Origin of the sequence: Pseudarthrobacter sp. NPDC058362, assembly GCF_042723515.1 — a bacterium.
Classification (GTDB): Bacteria; Actinomycetota; Actinomycetes; order Actinomycetales; family Micrococcaceae; genus Arthrobacter.
On sequence record NZ_JBHXIW010000002.1, the window covers coordinates 625,385 to 647,101 of the forward strand.

Consider the following 21,717-nt stretch of genomic DNA (forward strand, 5'->3'; position numbering starts at 1 on the left):
ACTGATGATTGACAAGGTTGTTGCATCCGCCGCGGAAGCCGTGGCGGACATCCCGGACGGCGCCTCGCTGGCCGTGGGCGGGTTCGGCCTCTGCGGCATCCCCGTCACCCTCATTGACGCCCTCCACCGGGCCGGCACCACCGGCCTCGAAACGGTCAGCAACAACTGCGGCGTAGACGACTGGGGCCTGGGTATCCTCCTCAAGGACGGCCGCATCCGGCGCACCATCAGCTCGTATGTGGGGGAGAACAAGGAGTTTGCGCGCCAGTACCTCTCGGGCGAGCTGGAGGTGGTGCTCACTCCGCAGGGCACCCTGGCGGAAAAGCTCCGCGCCGGGGGTGCCGGCATCCCTGCGTTCTACACCAAGGCGGGGGTGGGCACGCAGGTGTCCGACGGCGGCCTGCCGCAAAAGTACGACGCCGACGGCGGGATTGCCGTCGCCTCGGAAGCGAAGGAAGTGCGCCCGTTCGGCGGGGTGGACTATGTGCTGGAGGAATCGCTCACCCCGGACTTCGGGCTGGTCCACGCCTGGAAGGGCGACCGCCACGGCAACCTGGTCTTCCATGCCACCGCCATGAACTTCAACCCGCTGTGTGCCATGGCCGGCCGGATTACCATCGCCGAAGTGGAGGAACTGGTGGAGCCCGGTGAACTGGACCCGGAGCACATCCACACGCCCGGCATCTTCGTCCAGCGCGTGGTCCTGGCCCCCGGCGCGGAGAAACGGATCGAGAAACGCACGGTGTCCCTCGACCAGGCCAACGCCACCACCCAGCAGGCAGGAGCATAGCCATGGACCCCAACAGCCCCGAGGCCCCCCGCCCGGAAGCGGTCCGGCCGGAATACCGGCGTGCCTCCCACCAGGAGCACCCGGCGCCGGCCGACGGCAGCCCCGAGACCAAAGGGTGGACCCGCAACGAACTCGCTGCCCGCGTGGCCCGGGAACTGCACAACGGCCAGTACGTAAACCTCGGCATCGGCATGCCCACCCTTATCCCCAACTACATCCCTGAGGGCGTGGAGGTGGTGCTCCACTCCGAGAACGGGATCCTCGGCGTCGGGCCCTACCCTGCGGAGGACGCCGTGGACCCTGACCTGATCAACGCGGGCAAGGAAACCGTTACCGTGAACAAGGGCGCGGCATTCTTCGACTCCGCCTCCTCCTTCGGCATGATCCGCGGCGGCCACGTGGACGTCGCCGTCCTCGGTGCGATGGAGGTGGCCGCCAACGGGGACCTGGCCAACTGGATGATCCCCGGCAAGATGGTCAAAGGCATGGGCGGCGCCATGGACCTGGTGTTCGGGGCGAAGAAAGTCATCGTGATGATGGAGCACGTGGACCGGAACGGCAACCCCAAGATTGTCCAGGAGTGCACCCTGCCGCTGACCGGCAAGGGCTGTGTGGATCGGATCATCACGGACCTGGCCGTCATCGACGTAGTGCGGGACGACGCCGGTCCGCGGCTGGTGCTGCGCGAACTGGCCCCCAACGTCTCCGTGGCGGACGTGGCTGCGGCCACCGCCGCGGAACTCTTCGAGGAAGACATGGAACTGACCGTATGAACGGCGATTCACAGAACGGCAACGCACCGGCGCACGACGCCGGCCCCCGCATCATCGAGCAGCGCGGGCTCTACTTCGACGAACTGGAGGAGGGGGTCCTGTATGCGCACCGTCCCGGCCGGACGGTCACCGAAGCGGATAACGTCCTGTTCACGACGCTGACCATGAACACCCAGGCCCTGCACCTGGACGCCGCCTGGAGCGCCGGGCAGCCGTTCGGCCAGCGCCTGGTCAACTCGATGTTTACGCTGGCCACCGTGGTGGGCCAATCGGTATCCCAGCTCACGCAGGGCACCATCATCGCCCAGCTCGGCCTGACGGACGTGTCCTTCCCGCACCCGCTCTACCACGGCGACACGCTGTACACGGAGACGGTGATCAGCGGCAAGCGGCTGTCCGGGTCCCGGCCCGGGCAGGGAATCGTCACCATGGAACACACCGGCCGCAACCAGGACGGCACGGTGGTGGCACTGGCCACCCGCAGCTGCCTGATGTGGACCAGGGAAGCGCACGCCCGGCAACTGCGCGGCGGCGCCGGGGATGGACAGGAGACAATGCCGGTATGACTTTCGTGATGGGCCCGTCCCTCCTCTTCTGCCCGGCCGACCGTCCTGAGCGCTACCAGAAGGCCGCAGCCCGTGCCGACGCCGTCATCCTTGACCTCGAGGATGCGGTGGCGCCCGCGGACAAGAAGCGCGCCCGAGGTGCCATCCTGGCCCAGGTGGGCGCCACAGGGGAGGCGCCCGAGCTGGAACCGACCCGCACCATCGTGCGGGTCAACCCGGTGGGCACGGACGAATTCGAGAAGGACCTGCACTGCCTGGCGCACACCCCCTACCGGACCGTGATGCTGGCCAAGGCCGAGGACGCCGGCCAGCTCGAAGCCCTGGCCGACTACCACGTCATCGCCCTCTGCGAAACGGCGCTCGGCGTCCTGAACGCCCCCGCCATCGCCGCGGCCCCCAACGTGGTGGCCCTGATGTGGGGGGCGGAGGACCTCCTCGCCAGCCTGGGCGGCACCTCCAGCAGGACGGACGACGGTGGCTACCGGGCCGTGGCGATGCACGCGCGCTCTGCGGTGCTCCTGGCGGCCCGGGCGCACGGCAAGGAGGCCGTGGACGCGGTTTACGTGAACATTCCGGACCTGCCGGGCCTCACTGCCGAAGCGGCGGACGCCGTCGCGTCCGGATTCAGCTCCAAGGCCTGCATCCACCCCAGCCAGGCTGCCGTGGTCCGCGAGGCCTATGCGCCGTCTCAAGAGGACGTTGCAGCGGCGCAGGAACTGCTGCAGGCCGCGCGGGACGCCGGGTCCGGAGTGTTCCAGCACAACGGGAAGATGATCGACGGGCCCATCCTGAAGCACGCCCAGGCAACCATCCGCAGGGCAGGACTCTAGGATCCGCAGGTCCCGGCTCTAGGACCGGCGCAGGGACAACGGCGGAATCGGTTCGGAGAGCAGGGTCCGGATCCACCGGTTCCCCGTCCTGCGGAACTCTTCCCGGGTGGCAAAACGATAGTGGTAACCGCGCACGCGCACCCACCGGGGCGGGACGCCGTCGAACGGATCATGCCGGAGCAGCCGCAGCGTCTGCCGGTCCGCCTCCAGCAGCTTGCCCAGGAACGCGTAGAACCATTCCTCGTGCACGGTGCGCAGAGGCAGGAACCACATCAGCCAGTCCAGCCGCAGGTGGTAGGGCGCCCACTGGCGGGGGATGCGCCGGACATCACCGGGCTTGCCCTTGAACCCGTATTCCCGCCAGTCGGACGCATCGTCCGGATCGGCGTCGAGGGTTCCCTCCACCACGATTTCGATGCGCTGTTTGGTCACGGTGCCAAACGCACCGTAGGTGTTGACCAGTTGCCACCGGTTGAAGCTGGCGTTCATCAGCTGCTGCTTCGAGACGAGATTCCGCAGCGGCCAGTAGCTGAGGACCGCCAGCAGCAGTGTGGCGGCCAGCGTGATGGCCAGCCACCACAGCGGAGTCCCGGCGGGTGCTTCCCTGCCCGGCCAGTCCGCCGGAAGGAAGGGGAATACGGCCCGCAGCACCGGATCACTGACGGCGGCGAAGGCCAGCACGATCGCAATCCAGTTCAGCCAGGCAAAGTTTCCGCTGGCCACCAGCCACAGCTGGGTGGCGATGACGACTCCTGCCGCCACGCTGGCCACCGGCTGCGGTGCGAACAGGAAGAACGGCACCACCAGCTGGGCGGCATGGTTTCCCAACACTTCCACACGGTGCAGCGGCTTGGGCAGCAGGTGCGCCTGCCGGCTCAGCGGGCCGGGCATGGGCTGTGTTTCGTGGTGGTAGTACAGCGCGGTCAGGTCCCGCCACTCCCTCCCGCCGCGGATCTTGATCATCCCGGCGCCGAATTCCAGCCGGAACACCAGCCACACCACCAGCAGCAGGATGGTCCGCGGCGGCTCCGTCTGGTCCGAGCCCAGGAACGCCACCGTGAAACCGGCTTCCAGGAGCAACATTTCCCAGCCGAAACCGTAGAACGTCTGGCCCACGTTCACAATCGACATGTACAGCAGCCACAGCACCAGGAAGGCGATCAGCGGAACCCAGGGCGGTCCGGTCTGCGGGATACCGGCGACCAGCAAAGCAGACACCACCAGCCCCACCGCGCAGACTCCCCGCAGCAGGGCATCCGAGTAGCGCCACCGGAAGAGCGTGGGCCGGCGCAGCCTGCTGAAACCCTTCAGATACTCGGGTACCGGCAGCAGCCCGCGTTCGCCGAGCAATGCCGGGAACTGGTTCAGCGTGGACAGGAACGCCACGAAGTAGAGTGCTGCCACGCCGCGCTGCAGCACCTGCCGGGCGAATCCGTATTCGGGCGCATCAAACCAGGAGAGCCAGTCCACGGGATCAACGTTACGCCGGGCAGCCGCCGCCCGGGAGGTTGGCGATGTGCGGGATACTTAAGCAATGCAGCCTCGCAGAATCGTCCTTCTCGGATCCACCGGTTCCATCGGCACCCAGGCGATTGACGTCGTCGACGGCGCCCCGCACCTTTTCGAGGTGGTCGCACTCAGCGCGGGAGGGGGAAACCTTGAACTGCTGGCCCGCCAGGCCGTGCACACGGGCGCGGCCGCCGTCGGGATCGCCGATGGGGATCCCCGCCGGCTGGCGGCGCTGATCGCCGAGGCAGCCGCCGCAGCCGGTAAAACCGGCTACCGTCCCGAGATCGTGGCCGGCCCGGACGCCTCAGCACGCATCGCCGCCGTCGACGCCGACGTGGTGCTGAACGGCATCACCGGCTCCATCGGCCTCGCGCCCACCCTCGCGGCACTGCAGTCCGGCGCAACGCTGGCGCTGGCCAACAAGGAATCGCTGATCGTGGGCGGCGAGCTCGTCAAGGCCGCGGCCCGGGAAGGCCAAATCGTTCCTGTGGATTCAGAGCACTCGGCCATCGCCCAGTGCCTCCGCTCCGGCACGCGGTCCGAGGTGCAAAAGCTGATCCTGACGGCCTCCGGCGGGCCCTTCCGCGGGCGGACCCGCAATGACCTGCACGCAGTGACCCCGCAGGAGGCGCTTGCCCACCCCACGTGGGACATGGGCGTCATGGTCACCACCAACTCCGCCACCCTGGTCAACAAGGGCCTGGAGCTGATTGAGGCGCACCTGCTGTTCGACGTTCCGCTGGACCGGATCGACGTGGTGGTCCACCCGCAGTCCGTGGTCCACTCCATGGTGGAGTTCGTGGACGGCTCCATCATTGCCCAGGCGTCACCGCCGGATATGCGGCTGCCCATTGCGCTGGGGCTGGGCTGGCCCGACCGGGTGCCCGGGGCCGCGTCTGCCTGCGACTGGACCAAGGCCGCTGCCTGGACTTTCGAACCCCTCGACACCGTGGCCTTCCCGGCCGTGGAGCTGGCCAGGAACGCTGCCCGCCGCGGCAGCACCTTCCCGGCGGTCTTCAACGCCGCGAACGAGGAGGCGGTCACCGCATTCCACGCCGGCCGGATCAGCTTCACGGACATCGTGGACACCATCGAGGCCGTCCTCAGCGAACATGCAGGATCCTCCGGGCTGACGGTGGAGTCGGTGCTGGAAGCTGAAACGTGGGCACGCGCCCGCGCCAACGAACGTTTAGCACTCAGCAGCCTCTAGGAAGCAGTAAACACCTCCCATGACACCCGTACTCCTCTTTATCCTCGGCGTCGTCTTCGTCGCCGTCGGTATCGCCGCGTCCATCGCCCTTCACGAGGTGGGCCACCTGCTGCCCGCCAAACTGTTCAAGGTGCGGGTCACCAAGTACATGATCGGCTTTGGCCCTACGCTGTGGTCCCGGCGCAGGGGCGAGACCGAATACGGCATCAAGGCCATCCCGCTGGGCGGCTATGTGTCCATGATCGGAATGTACCCGCCCAACACGGAAGACGGCACTGTCCGCGCTTCCAGCACCGGCATGTTCCAGGCACTGGCCACGGAGGCCCGCTCCATGGCCCACGACGAAGTGGGTCCGGGCGATGAGAACCGGGTCTTCTACCGGCTGCCCGTGTGGAAGAAGATCATCATCATGCTGGGCGGGCCTGCCATGAACATGGTGCTGGGCCTCATCCTCACGGCGGTGCTGCTGATGGGGTTTGGCATGGCCACGGCCACCACCACCATCGCTGACGTCTCCAAATGCCAGGTGGCGGCCGGTGAAACCATCGACCCCGATTCCGGCGACTGCACGCCCACGCCTGCCGCCGCTGCCGGGCTGCGGCCCAACGACACCGTGCTCTCCTTCGGCGGCAGGACCGTCACCAACTGGGAAGAACTCACGGAATGGATCCGGGCTTCTGCAGGGCAGGAAGTGGCCATCACCGTGGAGCGCGGCGGCGAAACGGTCTCCACCACCGTGACGCCCGTCCTTTCGGCCCGTCCCGTCGTCGGCGTGGACGGCCGGCAGGAGCGGGACAGCGAAGGCAACCTCCGGTACCAGGACGTAGGATTCCTGGGCATTGGCGCGCAAACCACCCTGGTGCCCCAGCCGGCGTCGTCCGTGCTGCCCATGGCGGGGGAGAACATCCGCCAGGTGGCCGGCGTCGTGCTCAACCTGCCTGCCCGGGTGGTGGGCGTTGCGAAGGCCGCTTTCAGCGAAGAGCCGCGCGATCCCAACGGCCCTATCAGCGTGGTCGGGGTGGGACGCGTGGCCGGCGAGGTGGCCGCCATGGAGGAAATCCCGGCCGTTTCGCGGCTGGCCACGCTGGTGGGTCTTCTTGCCGGGCTGAACTTCGCGCTCGCGGTCTTCAACCTCATTCCGCTGCTGCCGCTGGATGGCGGGCACGTGGCCGGTGCACTGTACGAGGGTGCGCGACGGCAGGTGGCCAGGCTGGCCGGCCGCCCGGACCCGGGAGCGTTCGACATTGCCAGGCTGCTGCCGGTGACTTACGTGGTGGCCGCCCTGCTGATCGGTATGAGCGTGCTGCTGATCTATGCGGACATCGTGAAGCCGGTTAACATTTTCGGCTAGACACCAGCCCCAATATCAGCCCTTTTTGGGTCATTATCTAATTATCAGCCATTTGTGATTGATATTCGATTATCAGACGTCTATGGTTGAGGCATGTTCGTTCTGACCATTGACCAACGGGGCAGTACCGGCGACCGGGACCGCGTGCCGGAGTTGATCTCCGAACTCAGGGTCCTTACGGACCCTGCGGGCGGTGCCGCTTTCGAACGCTCAGTGGGGGATGAGGTGCAGGGAGTCCTGGCTGACCCCGGAGCGGTGGTGGATGCCGCGCTCCATGCCCTGCGCTCCGGGCGCTGGTATGTCGGGATCGGTGTCGGCCATGTGGTCCTCCCACCCGGCGCCAGCTCCCGAGAGGGTTCAGGTACGGGCTTCGTGGCCGCCCGGCGAGCCGTGGAAGCAGCCAAGGCCGCGGCGCCGCTGGTCCCGTTGTCAGTGGTCTCCGGCGCCATGGGCACGGACGCCGGGGGAACCCCGGCAGGGGACGAGGGGGTGCGGGCGTGCGCCAACGCAGAGGCCGTATTGCGGCTCCTGGGCCGTCTGGTCCACGAACGCACGGACGCCCAATGGCGCGTGGTGGACGCCCTTCGCCGCCTTGGCCCGGACAAGCATGGACGCCAGAAGCAGGTGGCAGGTGAACTGGGAATTACGGAGCAATCGGTGAGCCGGACCCTGGTCCGGTCCGGCTGGCAGGAAGAATGGGCGGCGAGGCCTGCGGCAGCGATGCTGCTCGAATACGCCCGGACCAGGATTGTCGGCCCGGGCGGGGCCAGTGACGCGGGCGGGTAGACCTGCCCAGGGACCAGGAGGGAAACTGCCGTGACCGCAGTCTGGATAATCGCAGCGCTGGTGGTGGCCGGTTTTGGCGGCTGGCCGGTGACGACGCTGGTGTTCAAGCTGGCCAGGACCATCGACGACCGTGCAGCGGATCCGGCGCCGGAGGAAACGGTCGCCGGTCCGGTGCATGCTCCGGATGCACCCCGCCAGCGGATCCTGCGCGGCGGCGCGATCATTGGGGTCCTCGAACGGCTGGGGGTGGCCGTGGCCATTCTCACCGGCCAGTCCGTGGCCATCGCCTACATTGTGGCCATCAAGGGACTGGGCAGGTTCGCGGAGCTGAAGGAAACCCCGGTGGCGGCGGAACGGTTCATTATCGGCACCCTGACGTCCCTGCTGTGGGCTGCCGGGACCACAGCCCTGGTCATGGCACTGTTCCTCGCCTGACTGCCCGTGACAGGGCCTGAGCGCTCCGGGCAGGGCCGGCCGGATGCATGGGCAGCGCGGGGGAGCGATAGGGTAGCGGTATGACAGTTTTTGCCGTTGAGTACGTTTACGCCGCCGATTCCACCGAAGCCCGCGATGAGGCCCGGCCGGCACACCGCGAATGGACCGGGAGCCTCGCCCAGGATGGCGTTATCCTGGCGAGCGGCCCCTACGGGGACGGTGCCGGAGCGCTGCTGATCTTCAAGACCGCCGACGAGGCTGCCCTGCACTCGATCCTCAAGCAGGATCCCTTCGCCGCCGCAGGCGTCATCGCCGGCACCCGCATTACCGAATGGGCTCCCGTGACCGGCATGCTCGCCGGAACCGCCGCGTAGCCGCCACACTTTCCAACTCTAGGAGTCCACGTGACCTCGGTCAGCCTGGGAATGCCCTCAGCCCCGCCCCCCGTCCTTGCCCCGCGCCGCAAGACGCGCCAGATCAAAGTCGGCTCCGTGGGAGTAGGCTCGGACTCGCCCATCAGCGTGCAGTCCATGACCACCACGCCCACCACGGACATCAACGCGACCCTGCAGCAGATCGCTGAGCTCACGGCCTCCGGATGCGACATCGTCCGCGTGGCCTGCCCCTCGGCGGATGATGCCGAGGCGCTTCCCATCATTGCCCGGAAGTCCCAGATCCCCGTGATCGCGGACATCCACTTCCAGCCCAAGTATGTGTTTGCGGCCATCGAGGCCGGCTGCGCCGCCGTGCGGGTCAACCCCGGGAACATCCGGAAGTTCGACGACCAGGTCAAGGAAATCGCGGCCGCGGCCCGCGACCACGGCACCTCCATCCGCATCGGCGTCAACGCCGGTTCGCTCGAGCCGGGCATCCTGAAGAAGTACGGCAAGGCAACCCCGGAAGCGTTGGTGGAATCCGCCGTCTGGGAAGCCTCCCTCTTCGAAGAGCACGGCTTCCATGACTTCAAGATCTCCGTCAAGCACAACGACCCCGTGGTCATGGTCGCCGCCTACGAAATGCTCGCCGAGAAAGGCGACTGGCCGCTGCACCTCGGTGTCACCGAGGCCGGGCCCGCTTTCCAGGGAACCATCAAGTCGGCAACCGCTTTCGGGGCCCTGCTCTCCCGCGGCATCGGCGACACCATCCGCGTTTCCCTCTCCGCTCCGCCGGTGGAGGAAATCAAGGTGGGCAACCAGATCCTGCAGTCGCTGAACCTGCGGCCGCGCAAGCTCGAAATCGTTTCGTGTCCCTCCTGCGGCCGTGCCCAGGTGGACGTCTACACCCTCGCAGAGCAGGTGACCGCCGGCCTGGAGGGGATGGAGATCCCGCTCCGCGTGGCCGTCATGGGCTGCGTAGTCAACGGACCGGGCGAGGCCCGTGAAGCGGACCTCGGAGTGGCTTCGGGCAACGGCAAGGGCCAGATCTTTGTGAAGGGCGAAGTCATCAAGACGGTGCCCGAAAGCCAAATTGTTGAGACACTGATCGAAGAGGCCATGCGTATCGCTGAAGAGATGGGGGAGGCCGATGGCGAAGATGCTGTCAAGGGTAGCCCCGTGGTTAGCGTCTCGTAGGGAAGACGAGGCGCCGGCGGGCATTTCCGTCCGCACGCTGGACGGTGAAGATACCGCTTCCCTGCGCTCTCTTGCCCAACGGGACCCGGTGGGCAATGTCTTCATCCTCGCGCATTTGCGTACTGCCGGCACTGCCGCGCCCACCAGCGGCGGTGCCGGCATTTTTGGTGTCTTCGACGGCGGGCTGCTGGTGGGTGCCTGCTGGGCCGGAGCCAACCTTGTCCCGGTGCAGCTGGACCCGGCCTTGGCGGGAGCCGTGGCCGCGGCAGCCAACCGCTCCGGGCGCCGCTATGCCTCCGCTTTTGGCCCTGCCGATGCTGTCCTGGCGCTGCACGCGAAGCTCGCAGCGCTCGGACACCGGGCGCATGAAGTCCGCGACGACCAGCCGCTCATGACCATCGAAGGCCCCCCCGCCGTCGAACCCCATCCCGGGCTGGAACGGGGGCACCTGGCCGACTTCGAGCGCATTCTTCCCGCCTGCGCCGCCATGTTCGAGGAGGAAGTCGGCTACTCACCCTTCCTGGGCGGCAGGGAGTTCTACAGCCGCAGGGTTGAGGGGCTGATCAGGCAGGGCCACTCGCTGGTCCACCTCAACGAGGCCCGCGACGTGGTGTTCAAGGCCGAGCTCGGGGCGGTGACGGCGGAGGTCACGCAGGTGCAGGGAGTCTGGATGAACCCGGAATTCCGCGGGTTGGGGCTCAGTGCGGGATACATGGCCGCCGTGGTGCAGCGGGCGCAGGAAATCGCTCCGGTCACCAGCCTGTACGTCAACGGCTTCAATACCAGGGCCCGCTCAACGTATGAACGGGTGGGTTTCGTCCAGCGGGGCACCTTCGCGACGGTCCTTTTCTAGCGGGACCCGGGTTCTTCGGCTAGAGGGCTCCCGTCAGGTAGCGCTGCACATTCGGCGCGACCAGCTGAACCACTTCCTCGGCCGGTGTCGATGCCAGGGGCTCAAGGCGAACCACATACCGGACCATCATCAGCCCCACCATCTGGGTGGCCACCAGGTTTCCCCGCAGCGCCAGCTCCCCGGGGCTGCCCGGAAGTCCGGCGATGATCCGGTTAATGATGGTCCGGGTCACCATTTCCCGCAGCAGGGTGGTCTTCGCCTTCGACCCCAGCGTGCCGCGGATGAACGCCAGCAGGCCCGGCTGGGCGGGGCTCTCCCACAGGCGCAGGACGGCCCGCACCACCAGCTCCCCGCGCTTTTCGGGGTCCGCATCCACCACTCCGGAGAGGACCTGCTCGGGATCGGCGGGAAGTTCGATGCTGAGGGCGAAGAGCTCGTCCTTGCCCGCGAAGAAGTGGTGGACCATGGCGGGGTCCACCCCGGCGGACCGGGCAACCTGCCGCAGGCTTGTGCCCTCGAATCCATGCTCGGCGAACAGACGGCGGGCCGCTTCCAGGATATGGTCCCTCGAGGCTGTGGTCCCGCTGCGACGACCCCGTGCAGCGGTCATGGGCTGCGCCGGCGCAGGGTCAGGGAGGCCAGCACCAGCATGCCCAGGACAATCGCTGCCATAGTGCCGGCGTCCTGCCAGAGGGCCTCTGTGGGTTCGGCAAAGGCCGCGACCTCCCGCAGCGCGTCCACCGAGAAGGTCAGGGGCAGGACGTTGCTGATGGCCTCGAGTACTTCATTCATCCGGTCCCGCGGCACGAACAGCCCGCACAGCAGGATCTGCGGCACCACCACCACCGGCATGAACTGCACCGCCTGGAATTCGGTCCGGGCAAAGGCGGAGCAGAAGAGGCCCAGAGCGACGCCGAGCACCGCATTGATCACCGCGATCATCACCACGAAGCCGGGCGAGCCCTGGATGTCCAGGCCAAAAACCCAATACGCCACGGCAGTGGCCACCAGCGACTGCAGGCCAGCCATGATGGAGAAGGCCAGACCGTACCCGAAGAGCAGGTCGGCCTTGTGCACCGGCGTGGTGAGCAGCCGCTCCAGCGTTCCCGATGTCCGTTCCCGCAGCATCGTGATGGACGTGACCAGGAACATCACGACGAACGGGAAAATGGCCAGCATCATCAGGCCGACGCGGTCGAAGGTGCGTGGCGCCCCCGGCGGCAGCGTCTCGTTTTCGTAGAGGAAGTAGACGGCGGTCAGCAGCAGCGCGGGAACCACCAGGATCATGGCGACGCTGCGGTGGTCGTGCCGCAGCTGGCTCAGCACCCTGCGGGTGGTGGCCAGCATCATGCGCAGGTTCATCGTGCACCGCCTTCCGGCTTCTCCTCGGATTCCCGGATGATGGCCAGGAATGCCTGTTCGAGGTCCGTGCTGCGGCCGCGGCGGCTCAGTTCGGCCGGCGTCAACTGGGCCAGCAGCCTGCCGTCGCGCAGCAGCAGGAGTTCGCTGCAGTGGCTGGCTTCCTCCATGACGTGGCTGGACACCAGCAGCGTGGTGCCGGCGTCCGCCATGGCGCGGAAGCGGCCCCACAGGTCAGCCCGCAGCACTGGATCAAGCCCCACGGTGGGCTCGTCCAGCACCAGCAGCCGGGGATGCGCAACCAGCGCGCAGGCGAGGGACGCGCGGCTTAGCTGGCCGCCGGAGAGGTCTGAAGTCTTCTGCTTCGCCTGCGGTTCAAGCCCGACGGCGGCAATCGCCTCCGCCACGTCGGCTTTCCCTTTGCCGTGCATGGCACCGAAGTACCTCACGTTGGCTTCGACGGTCAGATCCGGATAGACGCTGGGGGACTGGGTCACGTAGCCGACACGGTGGCGCAGGACAGGACTGCCTGCGGGAAGGCCCAGGACGTGGACCGTGCCGGAGGAGACCATCTGCACGCCGACGATGGCCCGCATAAGGGTGGTCTTTCCACTGCCCGAGGGGCCCAGGAGCCCGGTGATCCTGCCGATGGGTATCGAAAAATCCAGGCCGCGCAGGACCGGGACCCTGCCGCGCCGCACGGACAAGCCGCTGGCTGCCACCGCGGCGTGGGCCGCGGTACGGGACGATCCCGGCAGTGTTGCCGAGTGGGACATGGCCGCCTCCGCTGCTGGCCTTACCGGCCGGATGCCCGTAATTCACCAGCTGATGAATTAACGGTAGGACCCCAGGTAAAGCCGGTCAACAGGCCGGATCAAAAAAATACTTGTCAATGTGCCCGTCATCACATAGGTTCGATCTAGCTGCGCTGGAGTGGTTTGGACGGTCTCTGTTCTCACCAGTCACGAAGGCGGTAACGGCGTCGGGCCACGCCCGGATGCGATGACCAGCTCCATGGGGGGCCAGGGGCTTTGTATTCCCGGGCGTGGCTCTACTGCTTCCAGGACGCGTTTCCAGGGCGTGCCTCCGGAAGGCCAGGCGGCCGGGCCAAGTGCGGGCCCGGTGCCGGGTGCCGGTAGATTAGTACCCAGACAAAACCCGTCCGGCCCTGCTGATCCAGCACTTCCCCAGAAACGGATACCACCCGTGGTCCTTAGACTGTCCCAGCTTTTCCTGCGCACCCTCCGTGAAGACCCCGCCGACGCCGAGGTTGCCAGCCACAGGCTCCTGGTCCGGGCAGGCTACATCCGCCGCGCGGCCCCCGGTATCTACACTTGGCTCCCGCTGGGCCTGAGCGTCCTGCGCAAGGTGGAGGCAGTGATCCGCGAAGAAATGGCTAACATCGGCGCCCAGGAAGTTCACTTTCCGGCCCTCCTCCCGCGCGAACCCTACGAGGCCACCAACCGTTGGACGGAGTACGGCGAAGGGCTCTTCCGGCTCCAGGACCGCAAGGGTGCGGACTACCTGCTGGCTCCGACGCACGAGGAGATGTTCACGCTCCTGGTCAAGGATCTCTACTCGTCCTACAAGGACCTTCCGCTCAGCCTCTACCAGATCCAGAACAAGTACCGTGACGAGGCCCGTCCCCGGGCCGGGCTCCTGCGCGGCCGCGAGTTCATCATGAAGGACTCCTACTCCTTCGATGTGGACGACGCCGGCCTGGACGCCAGCTACGCCGCCCACCGCGGCGCCTACCTGCGGATCTTCGAACGCCTGGGCCTCGAGGTCATTCCCGTCACGGCGACAGCCGGGGCCATGGGTGGGTCCAAGAGCGAAGAGTTCCTGCACCCCACGGAGATCGGCGAGGACACCTTCGTCCGCTCGGCCGGCGGCTACGCCGCAAACGTAGAGGCCGTCACCACCGTAGTGCCCGCCGAGGTCGACTTCACCGGTGCCCCCGCAGCAGAGGTCCTGGACACGCCGGACACGCCCACCATCGAAACCCTCGTGGCGGCATCGAACCAGATCGCACCGCGGGCGGAGTCCGACGGCGGCGCCTGGACGGCCGCTGACACGCTCAAGAACGTGGTGCTCGCCGTTACCCTGCCCACCGGGGAACGGCAGCTCGTGGTCATCGGCGTCCCCGGCGACCGGGGTGTAGACCTCAAGCGCGTCGAGGCCAACATCGGCGCATTCCTGCCCATTGCCGGCGAACTCGGCATCGAGGCGGCCAACGACGACGACCTCAAGAAGCAGCCGCTCATCGTCAAGGGCTACCTGGGTCCCGGCCTGTCCCTTGAAGAACCGCTCCTCGGCGCCGAAAGCGCAACTAAGCTCCTGTACCTGGTCGACCCCCGCGTCGTCCGCGGCACGTCCTGGATCACGGGCGCCAACCAGGCGGGCAAGCACGTCTATGGCCTGGTGGCCGGGCGGGACTTCGCGTGGGACGGCGTCATCGAGTGCACCGAAGTCCGCGAGGGCGATCCTGCTCCGGACGGCTCCGGTCCGCTGGAGACTGCCCGCGGAATCGAGATGGGCCACATCTTCCAGCTGGGCCGCAAGTACGCGGAGGCACTCGAGCTGAAGGTGCTGGACCAGAACGGCAAGCAGGTCACGGTCACCATGGGGTCCTACGGCGTGGGTGTCACCCGGGCCGTGGCCGCCCTGGCTGAGTCCAACCACGACAGCAAGGGGCTGGTCTGGCCGCGCGCCGTCGCACCTGCGGACGTGCACGTTGTGGCCGTGGGCCGCGGCGACGACATTTTCGCTACGGCCGAGCAACTCTCCCTCGACCTGCAGGCCGCGGGCCTGGACGTCATCTACGACGACCGTCCCAAGGTGTCCCCGGGCGTCAAGTTCGGTGACGCCGAACTGGTGGGCGTTCCCACCATCCTCGCCGTGGGCCGCGGCCTGGTGGACGGCGTAGTGGAAATCAAGGACCGCCGCAGCGGCGAAGCAGAGAACGTTGCCGTGGACAAGGCCGTTGACTACGTAGTCAACGCCGTCCGCAGCTAACGGCTGCGGCAGTGGACTTTTTCCCGGAGTCGCTGCATTTCGGCACGATCCTCCTGATCATGGTTGCCGGCTTCGCCGCCGGCTGGGTGGACGCCGTGGTGGGCGGGGGCGGGCTGATCCAGCTCCCCGCCCTGCTGCTGGTACCCGGCATCACACCGGTCCAGGCGCTGGCCACCAACAAGATGGGGTCTATTTTCGGGACGGCCACCAGCGCCGCGACGTACTACCGCAGGGTCGGGCCGGACCTGAAAACTGCCCTTCCCATGGCGGTCATTGCCCTGGCCGGCAGCTTCGGCGGCGCCGTGCTGGCCGCCAGCCTCCCGTCGTCGGTCTTTAAACCGGTGATTGTGGCGGCACTGGTGGCCGTGGCGCTCTTCACCGCGCTCAAGCCCGACGCCGGGCACCTCACCGCACTGCGGCATGAAGGCCACAGGCACTACGTGGTGGCGTGCCTGATCGGTGGAGTCATCGGCTTCTACGACGGCCTCATTGGCCCGGGCACGGGATCCTTCCTGGTGATAGCCCTCGTCTCCGCCATGGGCTATGCCTTCCTGGAGGCCAGTGCCAAGGCCAAAATCGTCAATATGGCCACCAACGCCGGTGCGCTGATGTTCTTCCTCCCGCACGGATCCATCCTGTGGGGCCTGGGGCTGCTGCTCGGGGCCGCCAACATGGCGGGCGGCTACCTCGGCGCCAGGACGGCGGTGAAGCAGGGCAGCCGCTTCGTCCGGACTGTCTTCCTGCTGGTGGTCGCGGCCCTGATCATCAAGCTCGGTTACGACATCGTGCAGGAAAACCTGGGTTGACCTGCCCCGAAGAGGCCTCGTCCGCCGCGGCGCCCCGGCGTAGCATGCAGGTATGTCCCACGACGACGACGGGTACGCGCCGGCGCTTGCCGCCGCCACCCGGCACGCAGCAGCATGGTTGGGGAGCCTTTCGGGGCGGCACATTGGTCCGGGCAGGACCGCGCACGATCTCGTGCCGGCCTTCGGCGGTCCGCTTCCGGCGCAAGGGATGCCTGCGGACCAGGTCATCGACCTGTTGGCCCGGACAGCCGACCCCGGACTGATGGCGATGCCGTCCGGAAGGTTCTTCGGCTGGGTCATTGGAGGTACCCTTCCAGCGGCCCTTGCCAGCGACTGGCTGGTGAGCGCCTGGGACCAGAACGCCGGGCTGCGCTACGCCACCCCGGCCATGGCAGCCATCGAGGAGGCCGCCGCCGCCTGGCTGCTGGACCTGCTGGGGCTGCCGCCGCAGGCGGACGTCGGCTTCGTCACCGGCGCCACCATGGCCAACTTCACCGGCATGGCTGCGGCAAGGTGGCGGCTGATGGCGGACGCCGGATGGGACCTTGACCGGGACGGTCTCGCGGGGGCGCCCAGGATCCGTTGCTTCGTGGGCCGGGAACGCCACGACACGGTTGACCTTGCGCTGCGCTACCTGGGCCTGGGGCGGCCCACGGTGGTGGATACCGATGACCAGGGACGGCTTCTTCCGGAGGCCCTCGATGCTGCCCTCTCTGAGACCGGTGGACGCAGCGGCACAGGTGCAGGCGGACCGGCGCTCGTCTGCCTGCAGGCGGGAAACCTTCACTCCGGCGCCTTCGACCCGTTTGACCGGGCGGTCGAAGTGGCCCACCGACACGGCGCCTGGGTGCACGTGGATGGTGCTTTCGGGCTATGGGCAGCGGCAGCCCCTGCCCTCAGGCAGCTGGTTGCAGGCTTCGAGCAGGCCGATTCCTGGGGCACGGACGCCCACAAGACCCTGAACGTCCCTTACGACTGCGGCATCGCCATCGTCAGGGACGCCGGCGCACTGCGGTCCGCGATGGGCCTGCACGCCAGCTACCTCATGCACGATGCCGAGGGGCCGGGGGATCCGTTCGAGAAGGCGCCGGAGCTTTCACGGCGGGCGCGGGGTGTGCCGGTCTGGGCTGCCCTGAGGAGCCTTGGCCGGGCGGGCGTGGCCAGCCAGGTGACCGGGCTTGCAGAGGCTGCGGCCGGCATTGCCAAGGGGTTGGACGCACTCGACGGCGTCGAGGTGCTGAACGAGGTGCAGTACACCCAGATATGCGTGGCCTTCGGCGATGACGCCACCACCCGGGCCGTGACGGAGCGCATCATCGAGGACGGCCGGGTGTGGATGTCGGGCTCGCGCTGGCGGGACCGCGACGTCCTGCGTGTTTCCGTCAGCAACTGGCAAACCGGCCCGGACGAAGTCGACACGGCGGTGGACGCCGTCAGGTCCGCCCTGGCCGCAGTCCGCGGCGGGTTACATAGCCCTTGATGTGGGCGCCGAGCCGTGGGGTTTGCGCCGAGCCGTGGGGTTTGCACTGGGTAGATCCAACACCGGGCAGGAGATCTAGACCACCCCGGAAGCGCCCAGGAGGTTGCCAATGGCGAAGGTGGCCGCGAGGGCGAGCGCACCGCCAGCCACCACCCGGACCGCAGCCCTGAGCTTGGAGCCGCCGCCGATCCACGCCCCCACGGCGCCGGTCAGGGCGAGGGCAAGCAGAACGGCGAGGAAGGTCAGGGGCACGCGGATTTCGGGAGGCGGCAGCAGAATGGCCAGCATCGGCAGGACAGCGCCGATCGTAAAGGCCACCGCAGAAGCGAACGCAGCGTGCCACGGACTCACGATGTCGGTCTCGTCAATGTTGAGTTCCGCTGACAGGTGTGCGGCAAGGGCATCCTTGGCCGTCAGTTCCCGGGCCACCGTGGCTGCTGTTTCCGGTGTCAGGCCCTTGCCTTCGTAGATGGCGGCAAGTTCGGCCAGCTCAGCCTGGGGCTCTTCGGCGAGTTCGCGGCGTTCCTTCTCGATCAGGGCCCGCTGGCTGTCGCTCTGGCTGCTGACGGAGACGTATTCGCCCAAGGCCATCGATATGGCACCGCCCACCAGCCCTGCCATGCCGGCGGCGAGGATGGGGCCTGTCGCCGGGGTGGCGCCGGCCACGCCAACCACGATGGCCGCAACCGAAACGATGCCGTCATTGGCGCCGAGGACCCCCGCCCGCAGCCAGTTGAGCCGGTGTGCCAGGTCATTGCCGTGGGGCTCGTCGCCGTGCGGAGCAGCGGGCAGGGGCCGGTCAGCACCGCTGCCGGTCCGGGAAGCGTCTGCGGGCTCGGGTGCGTGCATGTCCCCAGCAAACCACTCCGGCAGGAGCAGGACCAGTGCCGGCCGGGCGGCAGCGCTGGCACGCCGTTTACTACAGCGCCGCGGCCGGCGGCAGTGTGGGGCCCTGCCACCAGGGTTGAGGCCCGGCCGTTAGCGCTGGGGGCCCTGTGTTGCCGGCCCGGGCTGACCGGCCGGTTCGGATGGTCCGGGCAGCTCGGGGAGCTGTGCCGGGTCGATGGCGAGGCCGGGTAGCGGGCCGGGGTCGGCACCCCACTGGACTGCACGCGCCGCCGCCGCCCGGAGTGACGATACCGCCCATTCCCGGATCCCGCCTTCCGAGAGCGCAATGAGGTCGCCGTAAGCGCCCAGGGTTCCGGCTTCGAGCCTGCCCAGCCGGCCTGCCGGGGACTGGAGGAAATCTGCGTCGATGGCGTAGCCGGGCTGCTGGATCGGCGTGGCGCGGCAGTGCAGGAGGAGCCGGTTTTCGGCGTCCCGGACGAGGGTCCGGTGGCTGCCAAGGAATGCCGACGCCGGACCGGCCGCGCCGGGCGCGAGGCGCGGCATTGCGGCCTCGTAGGCGTAGACAGCCTCCCGTTCAGCCTGCACGACAGCCGACAGCGCGGCGGCAGCATCCGGGGAGGGGGCGGTGGCAGGTTCTGTCGGCGCAGAGGCTGCAGGGGCTGCCTTGGGGGAGGGGCACGGTGTGGCGGTCGTGGAGGCCGGTACGCTCCTGACAGGGGGTGTTGCCGCCACAGTGCCGGCCTGCAGCCGCTCGGCGGCAAGGAGCTGTGCGGCCCCGATGCCCGCCAAAAGGCGGGCCAATCCGCCGTCGTCCGTTGTTGTTGCGTCCTGGAGGCGCCTGGTTCCGCTGGCCGCCAGGTCCCTGGCCAGGTCCGGGACGGACAGAGCCGCCCCCTGCGGCCCCGCCGGGGTCGCAGGCCGGGGTACTGCCTCCTCCGGGAGGAGCAGCGCGCGGGCCTGCAGAGTCAGCAAGGTCACAACGTCGCCAATGCCTGCGCCCGAGGCAGATTTATCCCCTGCCCTGGCAACGGTGCGGCCCGCGGCGGCCCGGAGACGGAGGGCGTCGTCCAGGGCGGCCGCGCGTGCAATATCGGCAGCTGAAGGCGGCGCAGGAGGGGGTGGTTCCGCGGGAATCAGCGTGAATCCGAGGCTGAGGACAAGGAGGGCCGCCAACGAAAAGAGGATGGAGCGGAAGGGGTGTCTCCGCTTCCCGGCGCCCTGTCTGTCGTCCTTCACAACAGACCATGGTGCCATGGCCGGCAGAAAACTGTGTCCACCACTCTGCCGGTAAAATAGCTACGCTAGTACACACAACATCACCTATAAGGAGGGCGGCCGGCATCGTGAGCAATGCAGAAGCCACGGCTTCACCAGACCACACCGGAACGGGTCAGGCTGAGTCTGCACCGGCCCCGAACCCCGAAGCAGCCCGGCTCCGGGCGCTCCTTGAGCCCGCGGTCCAGGCCAACCGCCTGTACCTCGAGGACGTCAGCATTGTCGCCGGCTCACACCGCGTGGTGCATGTAGTGGTGGACCTGCCCCAGGAGGAGACCGGCGGCGTCAGCCTTGACGTCATCGCGGACATCTCCAAGGTGCTCTCTGACGTGCTGGACAACGATCCCAACGACGACGGCCGCCCCTATGACCTCGAGGTCTCTTCTCCGGGTGTCGGCCGGCCCCTCACCGAACCCCGCCACTGGCACCGCGCCAAGGGCCGCATGGTGAAGGTGAACGTGGTGCAGGGCGAGAACGTCACCGGCCGCATCCAGTCGGTGGACGACGGCGGTGTGGCCCTGGTCCCCGAAATCGCCGTCAAGAAGGGCATGAAGCCCAAGCAGGGCGAACCTATAAAACTTCCTTTCGACAGGATCCGCAGCGGAAAAGTCGAGATCGAATTCAGCCACCTTTCCGGGGATGGTCTGGAACCTGGACACAATGGACCTTCTGAGGAGGCCTGATGGATATTGACATGAGCGCACTGAGACTTCTGGAGCGTGAGCGTGAAATCCCGCTGGACCTCCTGATCCCCACCATCGAGCAGGCGCTCCTGGTGGCGTACCACAAGTCGCCCGGTGCCTTCGAGAAGGCCCGTGCCGAGCTGGACCGCAAGAGCGGGCACGTCACCATCTGGGCGACTGAGATTGACGACGACGGTGCCCCCATCGGTGAGTTCGAGGACACCCCTGCCGGGTTCGGCCGCATTGCCGCCAGCACCGCGCGCCAGATCATCCTGCAGCGCCTGCGCGACGCCGAGGACGACAACGTCCTCGGCGAGTTCAAAGGCCGTGAGGGTGAACTCGTGGCAGGCACCATCCAGCAGGGCAACAACCCGCACATGATCCAGGTCAACCTGGGGGCAGTGGAGGCGCTGCTTCCGCCGCCCGAGCAGGTTCCCGGCGAGAAGTACCTGCACGGCAACCGCCTGCGCGCCCTGGTGATCGACGTCCACCGCGGCTCCAAGGGTCCGTCGGTCACGCTGTCCCGTTCCCACCCGGGCCTGGTCCGGAAACTGTTCGAACTGGAAGTGCCGGAAATCGCAGACCACTCGGTGGAGATCGTGGCACTGGCCCGCGAAGCCGGCCACCGTACCAAGATCGCCGTCAAGGCCAACATCCCCGGCATCAACGCCAAGGGGGCGTGCATCGGTGAAATGGGTTCGCGCGTCCGCGCCGTCATGACGGAGCTGAACGACGAGAAGATCGACATCGTCGACTACAGCGAGAACCCCGCCACCTTCATCGCCAGCGCACTGTCCCCTTCGCGTGTGAATTCCGTCACCATCACCGACGAATCCACCAGGTCCGCCCGCGTGGTGGTTCCCGACTACCAGCTCTCCCTCGCCATCGGCAAGGAAGGCCAGAATGCCCGGCTCGCCGCCAAGCTGACCGGCTGGCGCATCGATATCGTCTCCGACGCCGCTACCCAGGCAGGCTGACGCCGGTAGCCGACCTCCGGCGGCTGACCCCATGCGGCAGCGCTGCCGGCCGGCCTGGCGGGGTCCCGACGGGCCCGGCGAGGCCCTCCGGTTCGGGTCACACCGCCCGAAGGGGCTAGAATGAAGAGGACCGCGCCTTACGGCCGGCAGCCGTGCGCCTTGGGCGTGCCACCCTGCAGCAGCAGGGCGGGTAACCCTCTGGCCAGCAGATATGAACGTCAGGACGATCACCGTGGCAGAAGTACTAGACCCCGGGAATCAGCCTGAACGCACCTGCATCGGATGCCGGAAGAAGGGGCTGCGGTCAGAGTTGCTCCGGCTCGTCGCCGAAGGCAGCGGATCATCCGCTGTCCTGGTGGATGAACGACGCCGGATGGCTGGCCGGGGTGCATGGCTGCACCCCAGCGAATCGTGCCTGGCCCTGGCGGTCAAACGGCGTGCATTCGGACGTGCCCTTAACGGCGCAACCGGAACTGCCGCCGTCGAACGCCGGATCACGCAAGGCACGAACGTTGCAGCTGCCCCGGTGGCCGCAACACCTACCGTCCAACCTGAAAGCGGGTCAGAAATCTGATGGAAACCCGATGAGTTCCCAGCGA

At 67.7% G+C, this 21,717-nt stretch carries 23 protein-coding genes; 17 read left to right on the top strand and 6 right to left on the bottom strand.

Annotated elements, in window-relative coordinates:
* The first annotated feature begins 4 nt into the window (after positions 1 to 4).
* The 4 genes from ACFWIX_RS07410 to ACFWIX_RS07425 are packed head-to-tail and all read left to right on the top strand — an operon-like array spanning position 5 to position 2,959.
* Positions 5 to 790, top strand: coding sequence for a CoA transferase subunit A (locus tag ACFWIX_RS07410; protein ID WP_377215464.1), 786 nt, complete (start codon positions 5 to 7; stop codon positions 788 to 790).
* 2 nt (positions 791 to 792) lie between these two features.
* Positions 793 to 1,563, top strand: coding sequence for a CoA transferase subunit B (locus tag ACFWIX_RS07415; protein WP_377215465.1), 771 nt, complete (start codon positions 793 to 795; stop codon positions 1,561 to 1,563).
* The gene (locus ACFWIX_RS07420) at positions 1,560 to 2,129 is read left to right on the top strand and encodes a MaoC family dehydratase (RefSeq protein ID WP_377215466.1); all 570 of its coding nucleotides are present in this window, start codon (positions 1,560 to 1,562) and stop codon (positions 2,127 to 2,129) included. The genes ACFWIX_RS07415 and ACFWIX_RS07420 overlap by 4 nt, the downstream gene beginning before the upstream one ends.
* Positions 2,126 to 2,959 (top strand): HpcH/HpaI aldolase/citrate lyase family protein, encoded by an 834-nt coding sequence (locus tag ACFWIX_RS07425; protein ID WP_377215467.1) that lies wholly within the window; start codon positions 2,126 to 2,128, stop codon positions 2,957 to 2,959. Before ACFWIX_RS07420 ends, ACFWIX_RS07425 begins: the two co-directional genes overlap by 4 nt.
* A gap of 18 nt (positions 2,960 to 2,977) precedes the next feature.
* On the opposite strand, the gene ACFWIX_RS07430 is transcribed toward ACFWIX_RS07425, so the two are convergent.
* Positions 2,978 to 4,429, bottom strand: a complete 1,452-nt coding sequence (locus ACFWIX_RS07430; RefSeq protein ID WP_377215468.1) for a lipase maturation factor family protein — start codon at positions 4,427 to 4,429, stop codon at positions 2,978 to 2,980.
* A gap of 64 nt (positions 4,430 to 4,493) precedes the next feature.
* Between ACFWIX_RS07430 and dxr the strand changes: the two genes are divergently transcribed.
* From dxr to ACFWIX_RS07465, 7 genes are all read left to right on the top strand, one after another.
* A complete protein-coding gene (dxr, locus tag ACFWIX_RS07435; protein WP_377215469.1) occupies positions 4,494 to 5,678 on the top strand; it encodes a 1-deoxy-D-xylulose-5-phosphate reductoisomerase in 1,185 nt (394 codons plus the stop codon).
* Positions 5,679 to 5,697: 19 nt separating this feature from the next.
* Positions 5,698 to 7,029 (top strand): M50 family metallopeptidase, encoded by a 1,332-nt coding sequence (locus ACFWIX_RS07440; RefSeq protein ID WP_377215470.1) that lies wholly within the window; start codon positions 5,698 to 5,700, stop codon positions 7,027 to 7,029.
* A gap of 93 nt (positions 7,030 to 7,122) precedes the next feature.
* Positions 7,123 to 7,815: a MarR family transcriptional regulator gene (locus ACFWIX_RS07445; protein ID WP_377215471.1), complete on the top strand. Its 693-nt coding sequence runs from the start codon at positions 7,123 to 7,125 to the stop codon at positions 7,813 to 7,815.
* Positions 7,816 to 7,845: 30 nt separating this feature from the next.
* A complete protein-coding gene (locus tag ACFWIX_RS07450) occupies positions 7,846 to 8,250 on the top strand; it encodes a hypothetical protein (protein WP_377215472.1) in 405 nt (134 codons plus the stop codon).
* 80 nt (positions 8,251 to 8,330) lie between these two features.
* Positions 8,331 to 8,624, top strand: coding sequence for a YciI family protein (locus tag ACFWIX_RS07455; protein WP_377215473.1), 294 nt, complete (start codon positions 8,331 to 8,333; stop codon positions 8,622 to 8,624).
* 30 nt (positions 8,625 to 8,654) lie between these two features.
* Complete coding sequence (gene ispG, locus ACFWIX_RS07460; protein ID WP_364160194.1) at positions 8,655 to 9,821, top strand: flavodoxin-dependent (E)-4-hydroxy-3-methylbut-2-enyl-diphosphate synthase; 1,167 nt, start codon at positions 8,655 to 8,657, stop codon at positions 9,819 to 9,821.
* Positions 9,784 to 10,674 (top strand): GNAT family N-acetyltransferase, encoded by an 891-nt coding sequence (locus ACFWIX_RS07465; protein WP_377215518.1) that lies wholly within the window; start codon positions 9,784 to 9,786, stop codon positions 10,672 to 10,674. The genes ispG and ACFWIX_RS07465 overlap by 38 nt, the downstream gene beginning before the upstream one ends.
* Positions 10,675 to 10,693: 19 nt before the next feature.
* Here the strand turns inward: ACFWIX_RS07465 and ACFWIX_RS07470 are convergent, their stop codons facing one another.
* The 3 genes from ACFWIX_RS07470 to ACFWIX_RS07480 are packed head-to-tail and all read right to left on the bottom strand — an operon-like array spanning position 10,694 to position 12,809.
* The gene (locus tag ACFWIX_RS07470) at positions 10,694 to 11,284 is read right to left on the bottom strand and encodes a TetR family transcriptional regulator (protein WP_377215474.1); all 591 of its coding nucleotides are present in this window, start codon (positions 11,282 to 11,284) and stop codon (positions 10,694 to 10,696) included.
* Positions 11,281 to 12,024 (bottom strand): ABC transporter permease, encoded by a 744-nt coding sequence (locus ACFWIX_RS07475; protein WP_377215519.1) that lies wholly within the window; start codon positions 12,022 to 12,024, stop codon positions 11,281 to 11,283. The genes ACFWIX_RS07470 and ACFWIX_RS07475 overlap by 4 nt, the downstream gene beginning before the upstream one ends.
* An 8-nt stretch (positions 12,025 to 12,032) precedes the next feature.
* Positions 12,033 to 12,809 carry an ABC transporter ATP-binding protein gene (locus tag ACFWIX_RS07480; protein WP_377215475.1) on the bottom strand — a complete coding sequence of 259 codons (777 nt, stop codon included), beginning with the start codon at positions 12,807 to 12,809 and terminating at the stop codon, positions 12,033 to 12,035.
* 430 nt (positions 12,810 to 13,239) lie between these two features.
* Here ACFWIX_RS07480 and ACFWIX_RS07485 point away from each other — a divergent pair, with 430 nt between their 5' ends.
* Genes ACFWIX_RS07485 through ACFWIX_RS07495 form a run of 3 tightly spaced genes read left to right on the top strand, consistent with a single transcriptional unit; the run spans position 13,240 to position 17,334 of the window.
* A complete protein-coding gene (locus tag ACFWIX_RS07485) occupies positions 13,240 to 15,048 on the top strand; it encodes a proline--tRNA ligase (protein ID WP_377215476.1) in 1,809 nt (602 codons plus the stop codon).
* A gap of 59 nt (positions 15,049 to 15,107) precedes the next feature.
* A complete protein-coding gene (locus tag ACFWIX_RS07490; RefSeq protein ID WP_377215520.1) occupies positions 15,108 to 15,854 on the top strand; it encodes a sulfite exporter TauE/SafE family protein in 747 nt (248 codons plus the stop codon).
* 52 nt (positions 15,855 to 15,906) lie between these two features.
* Entirely contained in the window at positions 15,907 to 17,334 is a 1,428-nt protein-coding gene (locus tag ACFWIX_RS07495) for a pyridoxal phosphate-dependent decarboxylase family protein (protein WP_377215477.1), read from the top strand.
* Between the two features lie 75 nt (positions 17,335 to 17,409).
* Here ACFWIX_RS07495 and ACFWIX_RS07500 read toward each other — a convergent pair whose 3' ends face one another.
* Positions 17,410 to 18,183: a VIT family protein gene (locus ACFWIX_RS07500; protein ID WP_377215478.1), complete on the bottom strand. Its 774-nt coding sequence runs from the start codon at positions 18,181 to 18,183 to the stop codon at positions 17,410 to 17,412.
* 129 nt (positions 18,184 to 18,312) lie between these two features.
* Complete coding sequence (locus ACFWIX_RS07505; RefSeq protein WP_377215479.1) at positions 18,313 to 19,161, bottom strand: DUF4439 domain-containing protein; 849 nt, start codon at positions 19,159 to 19,161, stop codon at positions 18,313 to 18,315.
* Between the two features lie 365 nt (positions 19,162 to 19,526).
* Between ACFWIX_RS07505 and rimP the strand changes: the two genes are divergently transcribed.
* The 3 genes from rimP to ACFWIX_RS07520 all read left to right on the top strand — a co-directional run bounded on the left by rimP (position 19,527) and on the right by ACFWIX_RS07520 (position 21,692).
* Positions 19,527 to 20,141, top strand: coding sequence for a ribosome maturation factor RimP (gene rimP, locus ACFWIX_RS07510; protein WP_377215480.1), 615 nt, complete (start codon positions 19,527 to 19,529; stop codon positions 20,139 to 20,141).
* Positions 20,141 to 21,118, top strand: a complete 978-nt coding sequence (nusA, locus tag ACFWIX_RS07515; protein WP_377215481.1) for a transcription termination factor NusA — start codon at positions 20,141 to 20,143, stop codon at positions 21,116 to 21,118. The genes rimP and nusA overlap by 1 nt, the downstream gene beginning before the upstream one ends.
* 211 nt (positions 21,119 to 21,329) lie before the next feature.
* The gene (locus tag ACFWIX_RS07520; RefSeq protein WP_377215482.1) at positions 21,330 to 21,692 is read left to right on the top strand and encodes a YlxR family protein; all 363 of its coding nucleotides are present in this window, start codon (positions 21,330 to 21,332) and stop codon (positions 21,690 to 21,692) included.
* Positions 21,693 to 21,717: the final 25 nt, after the last annotated feature.

Bases quoted from the DNA above. Each gene is read 5' to 3' on its own strand.
- ACFWIX_RS07410 (WP_377215464.1), top strand. From the start codon at position 5: ATGATTGACAAGGTTGTTGCATCCGCCGCGGAAGCCGTGGCGGACATC.
- ACFWIX_RS07415 (WP_377215465.1), top strand. From the start codon at position 793: ATGGACCCCAACAGCCCCGAGGCCCCCCGCCCGGAAGCGGTCCGGCCG.
- ACFWIX_RS07420 (WP_377215466.1), top strand. From the start codon at position 1,560: ATGAACGGCGATTCACAGAACGGCAACGCACCGGCGCACGACGCCGGC.
- ACFWIX_RS07425 (WP_377215467.1), top strand. From the start codon at position 2,126: ATGACTTTCGTGATGGGCCCGTCCCTCCTCTTCTGCCCGGCCGACCGT.
- dxr (WP_377215469.1), top strand. From the start codon at position 4,494: ATGCAGCCTCGCAGAATCGTCCTTCTCGGATCCACCGGTTCCATCGGC.
- ACFWIX_RS07440 (WP_377215470.1), top strand. From the start codon at position 5,698: ATGACACCCGTACTCCTCTTTATCCTCGGCGTCGTCTTCGTCGCCGTC.
- ACFWIX_RS07445 (WP_377215471.1), top strand. From the start codon at position 7,123: ATGTTCGTTCTGACCATTGACCAACGGGGCAGTACCGGCGACCGGGAC.
- ACFWIX_RS07455 (WP_377215473.1), top strand. From the start codon at position 8,331: ATGACAGTTTTTGCCGTTGAGTACGTTTACGCCGCCGATTCCACCGAA.
- ACFWIX_RS07465 (WP_377215518.1), top strand. From the start codon at position 9,784: ATGCTGTCAAGGGTAGCCCCGTGGTTAGCGTCTCGTAGGGAAGACGAG.
- ACFWIX_RS07470 (WP_377215474.1), bottom strand. From the start codon at position 11,284: ATGACCGCTGCACGGGGTCGTCGCAGCGGGACCACAGCCTCGAGGGAC.
- ACFWIX_RS07475 (WP_377215519.1), bottom strand. From the start codon at position 12,024: ATGATGCTGGCCACCACCCGCAGGGTGCTGAGCCAGCTGCGGCACGAC.
- ACFWIX_RS07480 (WP_377215475.1), bottom strand. From the start codon at position 12,809: ATGTCCCACTCGGCAACACTGCCGGGATCGTCCCGTACCGCGGCCCAC.
- ACFWIX_RS07490 (WP_377215520.1), top strand. From the start codon at position 15,108: ATGGTTGCCGGCTTCGCCGCCGGCTGGGTGGACGCCGTGGTGGGCGGG.
- ACFWIX_RS07495 (WP_377215477.1), top strand. From the start codon at position 15,907: ATGTCCCACGACGACGACGGGTACGCGCCGGCGCTTGCCGCCGCCACC.
- ACFWIX_RS07500 (WP_377215478.1), bottom strand. From the start codon at position 18,183: ATGCACGCACCCGAGCCCGCAGACGCTTCCCGGACCGGCAGCGGTGCT.
- nusA (WP_377215481.1), top strand. From the start codon at position 20,141: ATGGATATTGACATGAGCGCACTGAGACTTCTGGAGCGTGAGCGTGAA.
- ACFWIX_RS07520 (WP_377215482.1), top strand. From the start codon at position 21,330: ATGAACGTCAGGACGATCACCGTGGCAGAAGTACTAGACCCCGGGAAT.